Source organism: Candidatus Avoscillospira sp. LCP25S3_F1, assembly GCF_052117125.1.
GTDB lineage: Bacteria > Bacillota > Clostridia > Oscillospirales > Oscillospiraceae > Avoscillospira_A.
Window position 1 is genome coordinate 1 of record NZ_JBQKJT010000043.1, and the last position, 6,221, is coordinate 6,221.

Here is a 6,221-nt window from a genome sequence, read left to right on the forward strand (position 1 = left end):
GAGAAGATCGTCTTCCTATACCAATGTGGTGTGAATCATCTGCCCTTGGAACAACTACTTGCTTATGTTGCTTGATTATGTGCATTTCGACAGTTTTGCTCATTTATAGTACATAAATTACTTATTTACAACAAAATCATCATTTTGTTGTAAATAACCTGATATAAATAATAATAAAAATTCCTGGTTTTGCTTTATTTCTAAAACAAAACCAGGAATTTTTTAGTTTCAGCCATATGTTTTTTATGTAATTTTACATTGTGGAATTATCTGGTACTCGAACTTTTTTATAGAATTTTTTGCAAAATACTTGAATTTTAAGACAATAGTTGTATAATTATAGATATTATGCGCCCTGTTTTATAATGCTTATTTACAACAAAATGATGATTTTGTGATAATCAGATTCAGCTCCTCCAGCTGTTTGGCATGTTCTGCACCACTCTCCGCTGTATAAATGCGTGTGGTATTGATATTGCTGTGTCCCAGCAGGTCAGCCAACTTCGCCAGGTCCTTCTCCGACGCATAATACGTTCTGGCAAACAAATGCCGCAGATTGTGCGGAAACACCTTTTTCGGCTCCACTCCAACCCATTGGCACAGCCCTTTCATTTCCCGCCAGATGTTGGAGCGATCCAACGGCTTCCCATTTCGAGTGACAAACACCGCTCCGGCGGTGTTTGTTTGCGTTCTGAGGTATTCCCACAGCAGTTCCCGCAATCGCTCCGGCAAGAACACCGTCCGCCGTTTTCCCTTGTTCTCCACCTCGGCCCGGCCGGTTCGCACCGCGTCCACCGTAATATACTGTAACTCCGACACCCGTATCCCCGTGGCGCAGATGGTCTGAATCATCAGCGCCAGCCGCTGGTTCCCAAGCCGCTGCGCCGCCTCCACCAGCAAGCAGTAATCCTCCCGTTCCAACTCCCTCTGTTCATCTAAAAACAACGCTCGCTGGATGCGAATTGGACGCACACACAGATCTCCACGCCCCCTATATCGCAAATATCCATTGACAGAGGCCAGCATCCCATTGACCGACGTCGGCACATGACACACCAGCAGTGTTTCCTTCCAGCCAATCAACGTTTCCTTGTCCACGCCACGTCCGTTCAGCCAGCATCGCAGCTGCTCCAAATCCCGCTCATATTTTAATATTGTGCCGGATGTCCGCTCCTGTTCCCGCAAATACACAACATACTGCCCAATCTCCTCCCGGGTCAATTTCATATCTTGCTGTTCCATAATGATATCCCTCCTTGTGGCATATCATTATTTTAACGGAATATCTGAGCCATATCCTGTAGCGGGTCTATATATTCCCTTATTTTTTTAGGTATTTGTAGCACCTGCCACCAGCTGCACTACGTTGTCATTAGAGTAGCGCTTGAAACAACTTGGCATTACAGCCACAACATTCTTAGGCTTCTTCCGGACATCGGTCTGGTTACTTTTTCTTATCTCTGAATTCACTCTCTAAATTTTGTTGCTTCTTCTGGATGACCCATTGTGAACCACGCCTCGGTCCAGCGTACGGGCGCACTTTCCCTTACGGGAAGGTGCGCCCGTTTCTCTATTGCACCGTATAGAGATTGGATGTTCGACCACCGTTATCCCGGTAGCGCGGGTCCCGGCGCAGATACCCGTGCCGCTCCAGATCGTTCAGCGCCCGCTTTACAGTGCTGCGAGACAGGTGCAGATCTGCCGCAATGGTCCGGATGCCCGGCCAGCAGTTTTCTTTCCGTCCGCAACGGTCTCTCAAGTACATATAGACTGCCCTAGCCCTATGGGGCAGTCGCTCATCAGCGTAGATCGTATCAAAGTAACTCATGTTTATCCCTCCTCGAACGTCTTTGCCCGCTTCTCTCGTTTCCCCCACTGCTCCTGCACATCGGAACGAGCATTGCGGTGGTATACACGCTCCGCACTGCTTTCACCCATCTCCTGCGCTTCAGAGGACTTCGGAAGGTGGGACTCCAGGTCCACCCGGTTGGCATAGGCCACCGCTCGGTTGGCCCGTTCCGGCACGGTGTACGGCTTTCCAAAGGTAATGCCCCAGTTCAGGAAGAGCTGGAGCCGGGTCCGCATAGGATGGGTTCCGGTTTTCATGACAATAAAGCTGCCCTTGGGAATGGATTTCAACTCGTCAGGTGTGAGCAGTGCCCGTTCCATCATCTGCAAACTTTGGCTGGGGTCATTCTTGCCACGGCTCACGGAGCCGGAGAGGACGGTGCGGCTGCCGAGGGCTTTGGACAGGACTTCTGCGGTCTGGCTGTTGGGAGCGAAACCGCCGAAGATGGTGTCTTGGCAGTTGTCCTGAATGATTTCGCAGCCCTCTTTGCCGTAGTTTTTCTCCAGCTGCGCCAGCGACTGAATGATGGGTACCAGTGTCAGCCGGCGAGAACGACCGGCAGAAAACAGGGGCAGAATGTCAAATGGCGGCATGGTTCCAAACTCGTCGCAGAACAGCACCACCCGATTCTTCAGCTTACCGCCGTTCTCATCGGCCACGACAAACAGCTCCCGGCTGAGATTCTGAATCATTAAGCCCGCCATGAAATTCTTGGTCGTGTCCTCCTCCGGCAAGATCAGGAAGATGGCGGACTTCTCCGAGGCGAACTTCTCAGCATCGATGGCGCTGTCAAAGCACAGGATCTGCTCCAGCTCGCTGTCCAGAAAAGCATTTAGCCGAGACAGTACTGTGGACATGACGGAGGCCATGGCCTGCTCCGCACTGTTGAGGGCGGCTCCAGCGAACCATCGTGCCTTGTGTTCCGGCGGCAGCTTACCCATCAAGAGCTGGAAGTGACTCTTGCCCTTGATGCCGCTGGGTTCCAGAAGATCCTGTACCAACTTGAACACAGAAACGATATGGCGACGCTCCTGGGAATGGTTTTCATCGGGCGGCAGGAACTCGGCCAGCATCAGGATGACAGAGATGAGCAGACCTTCCGCGGCATCGTAGAAGAAGGCATTCTGGCCACGGTTACTGTTATCACCATCCGGGTTGATGATGGTTTTGGACAAGATCTTTGTGTATTTTTCTGCCTTGGCACGGGCCGCAAGGTTGTTCGGGTCGCTTCTGGCAATGTCCATGTATCGGTTGACCAGCGTCAGCAGATTGTTGCCATCCGAGCGAGTGGGATTTCGCAAGTCGATGACGGAGATGTTGTACCCATAGCACCTCTTGGCAATGGTTCCATAGTTCCGAGCCAGGTCACCCTTGCTGTCAAGAGCCAGCCAACTCATGCCGCTGGCACAGGCATATTCCAGATTGGGATACAGAAAGTATGCTGTTTTGCCGATACCGGAAGCACCGATCAGCAGGCAGTGGATATCGTCGCTGTCCACCAGGGCGATGAGCTTTCCCTTTTTACCCTTGCACCCCAGCACCAGCCCCTGCTCTGCGGGGCGGTTACGACCGCTGCGCCATTCCCTGACCCGGAATGGAACATGGGCATAGATTCGCTTGATCTCCTTGGCAGTGGCCCATCTTGCGGTACCGTGTTGCCCGTCGCCCACCGTTCTGGACTTGATACCACTCAGGGTGTAGGTATGGGACAGCGTCGCAAGACCACCAAGCACCAGAAAGATTCCGGCGCCGACCAGAATTAGGAGTGCAACCTTTGCGTCTTTGATCTTCTCAAACAGAGTTATCCAAAACTCTGGCATGGCGCCGTCACCTCGCATTTCTGCTCTCTGATTCCGGTTAAATCATCATTCCAGTCTTTGTTTTCCGGAACGAGCCGTTCCACCGTGTAGTTTGCTTCCAACTGGTTCTTCATGCGCTGGTTGGCCAGGTGGCCCGCCTCATCATTGTCCATGCAAAGCAGCACGGTGTGGATCTGCGGCATCCGCTCCAGCATCTTCACTACCGGCTGGATGGAGGTACCACAGCAGGCCACATAGCTGTGGCGCTGCCAGTCTTCCGGATAGAGCGTGATGTAGGATAGCATATCGATGGGAGCCTCAAATACATAGAGGCTCCCATCTGTGCCTATGTGGTGAAAACTGTAGCGGGGATCACAGCCCTCCACATTGAGCCGGAAGGATTTACCGTAGCTGTTGGTACTCCGCTTGTGGGCGTGGCGTGGGATGCCTTCTTCGTCTGTGCCTACGAATACTGCATTGTGGTATTTCGCATCTTCATACAAGAGCTTTTCCCTGGCGAAGTGGGTTACCACACTTCGCTAATATAGACAAGGGCACAAAAGGATAAGGTACGGCGGGGGTTAGCCCGTCAGATTTTCCATTCGATTTCTACCTTTTCGTTTGTTGCCCGGATAACGGTTATCAATGCGTCCACCACCTGCCGCTTGTCCTCGAAGCTGACATTCTCCCAGTCGTCCAGATAGCCGGAAATGCTTTCTATCTTTTCGGCTGGCACAGCGTCCGCAGACAGCTTCGCAATCTCATTGGAAATGTCCTGCCGCCTTGCGTCCAGTTCCTCAATCCGGCTGTTTGCGTAGGAGAGCAAGACCGGGGTTGCTCCCGTCAGCGTGTCAAGCAGCTTTTCAATCTCGCTTTCCACCTGCGCCAGTTCCAGCCGCTTTGCCGCCAGCTTCGGGGAGATTTTCGCCGCTTTTTTCCGGCCTGTCAGCGTCTTAAAATCTTTCAGCTTCTTCACCATAGCCCCATAGACCACCGCTTCCAGTTCGTGCAGCTTTACACAGCCGCAGCCGGGGCAGGCCCCGCTGTCCGCATGGACGGTGCAGCGCATATAAAGAATACCGTTAGAGTGCGCCGACATGAGCGCATAGCCGCATTTTCCGCATTTGATTTTCCCCGCCATCCATGTATTCCTGGCTTTCCTTGCAGGCTGGTAAGTATGGCTGGCAAGCAGCTTTTTTCTGCATTTCAGCCACAGTTCAGACGGGATAAACCCCTCGCTGGGCGCAAGCACCAGCGTCTGCCCTTGCAGGTGTTTATGCTTGTCCTCCGTGTTGCCCTTGCCCTGATAATAATAGCAGCCGTTTGTCCCCGCAAAGTCGGCGGCGTCATTGTAAATATCCGTCCCCTGGCTCTTGAAAAACTCGTATATATCAAGGTCAGCCATGACATAAATCGGATTACGGAGAATGACGCTCAAGGTAGCCCTTGACAGTGGCCTGCCGTGGTAAGTGCGCATACCGTCCGCCGTCAGCTTCTTTGTGATGTCGTGCAGCGATACCTGCGGGTCAGCGTACATCTCATACATCTGCCGGACAAAGGCCGCTTCGGTTGGCTCGATTACCAGCTTCTTTGTGCGTACCCCGTCCATTACATACGGCTCTGTCCGAAAGCCGTAGGGCGTTTTACCGCCCATTTTGAAACCACGCTGGCAGCGGGAGTGCCATGCGTCCTGCACCCGCTTCTGTATCGTTTCCCGTTCCAGCTGGGCGAACACAATACAGATATTTAACATCGCCCGCCCCATCGGGGTGGAGGTATCAAACTTTTCCGTAGAGGACACAAACTCCACTTCGTACTTTTGGAAGAAGTCCATCATCTTCGCAAAGTCCAGTATGGAACGGCTGATACGGTCAAGTTTGTAGACAATTACTTTCCGCACAAGGCCGCTTTCAATATCACGCATAAGCTGCTGAAACTCTGGACGCTCCGTATTTTTCCCGGAATACCCTTTGTCTTTGTACTCTTTACAGTTCCCGCCTTTCAGTTCATATTTGCAAAACTCAATCTGGCTTTCAATGGAAATGCTGTCCTTTTTGTCTACCGATTGTCTTGCATAGATCGCGTCTATTCTGTTATTCATTTTGTCGCTCCTTTTCTTAAAAAAAGAAACGGAGCTGCTGACACTATGATTATACCGCCAGCAGCCCCGCAAATCAACGATGGCTTCGGAAAACCTTACGCCCCGGCTTCCTCATTCCGCCGCTTATCGGCATACTTGCGGAACACCTCATAAAGCTGCTGCTCCAGTTCCCGGCGTTTGACCGCTTCCTGCTCCGGCGTAAACACCGGGGAGAGGTTTTCCAGCGTGATTTCTTTACCTTGAAAAGTCACGACTTCGATTTCCTTTTTGTATCTGATATTGCTTATAAAATCACCTTTCCTTTCCATGCTGCCGCTGCTGCCGTTTCAGTTCCGCCAGTATATCCGGCGGGATACGGTCATGCCCCCATACCCGAATTGACGGACAGAAAAATCAGTCGTAAACTGGAATAGAAAGGGGCGAAAAAAATGGAACAGCAAAAGGACAAAAAAGGTACGCCGCCACCTCGCTA

At 51.7% G+C, this 6,221-nt stretch carries 6 protein-coding genes; all 6 read right to left on the reverse strand.

The annotated features are described in order from the left end of the window. Window positions 1-369 precede the first annotated feature (369 nt). Window positions 370-1,242, reverse strand: a complete 873-nt coding sequence (locus ACTQ33_RS16820) for a tyrosine-type recombinase/integrase (protein ID WP_441465645.1) — start codon at window positions 1,240-1,242, stop codon at window positions 370-372. A gap of 328 nt (window positions 1,243-1,570) precedes the next feature. Then, window positions 1,571-1,828, reverse strand: a complete 258-nt coding sequence (locus ACTQ33_RS16825; RefSeq protein ID WP_441465646.1) for a helix-turn-helix domain-containing protein — start codon at window positions 1,826-1,828, stop codon at window positions 1,571-1,573. Between the two features lie 2 nt (window positions 1,829-1,830). Continuing rightward, a complete protein-coding gene (locus tag ACTQ33_RS16830; protein WP_441465647.1) occupies window positions 1,831-3,669 on the reverse strand; it encodes a type IV secretory system conjugative DNA transfer family protein in 1,839 nt (612 codons plus the stop codon). Beyond that, a complete protein-coding gene (locus ACTQ33_RS16835) occupies window positions 3,651-4,181 on the reverse strand; it encodes a DUF3991 and toprim domain-containing protein (RefSeq protein ID WP_441465648.1) in 531 nt (176 codons plus the stop codon). Before ACTQ33_RS16835 ends, ACTQ33_RS16830 begins: the two co-directional genes overlap by 19 nt. 56 nt (window positions 4,182-4,237) lie before the next feature. Continuing rightward, window positions 4,238-5,749, reverse strand: a complete 1,512-nt coding sequence (locus ACTQ33_RS16840; protein ID WP_441465649.1) for a recombinase family protein — start codon at window positions 5,747-5,749, stop codon at window positions 4,238-4,240. 95 nt (window positions 5,750-5,844) lie between these two features. After that, window positions 5,845-6,036: a hypothetical protein gene (locus ACTQ33_RS16845; RefSeq protein ID WP_441465650.1), complete on the reverse strand. Its 192-nt coding sequence runs from the start codon at window positions 6,034-6,036 to the stop codon at window positions 5,845-5,847. Window positions 6,037-6,221 lie beyond the last annotated feature (185 nt).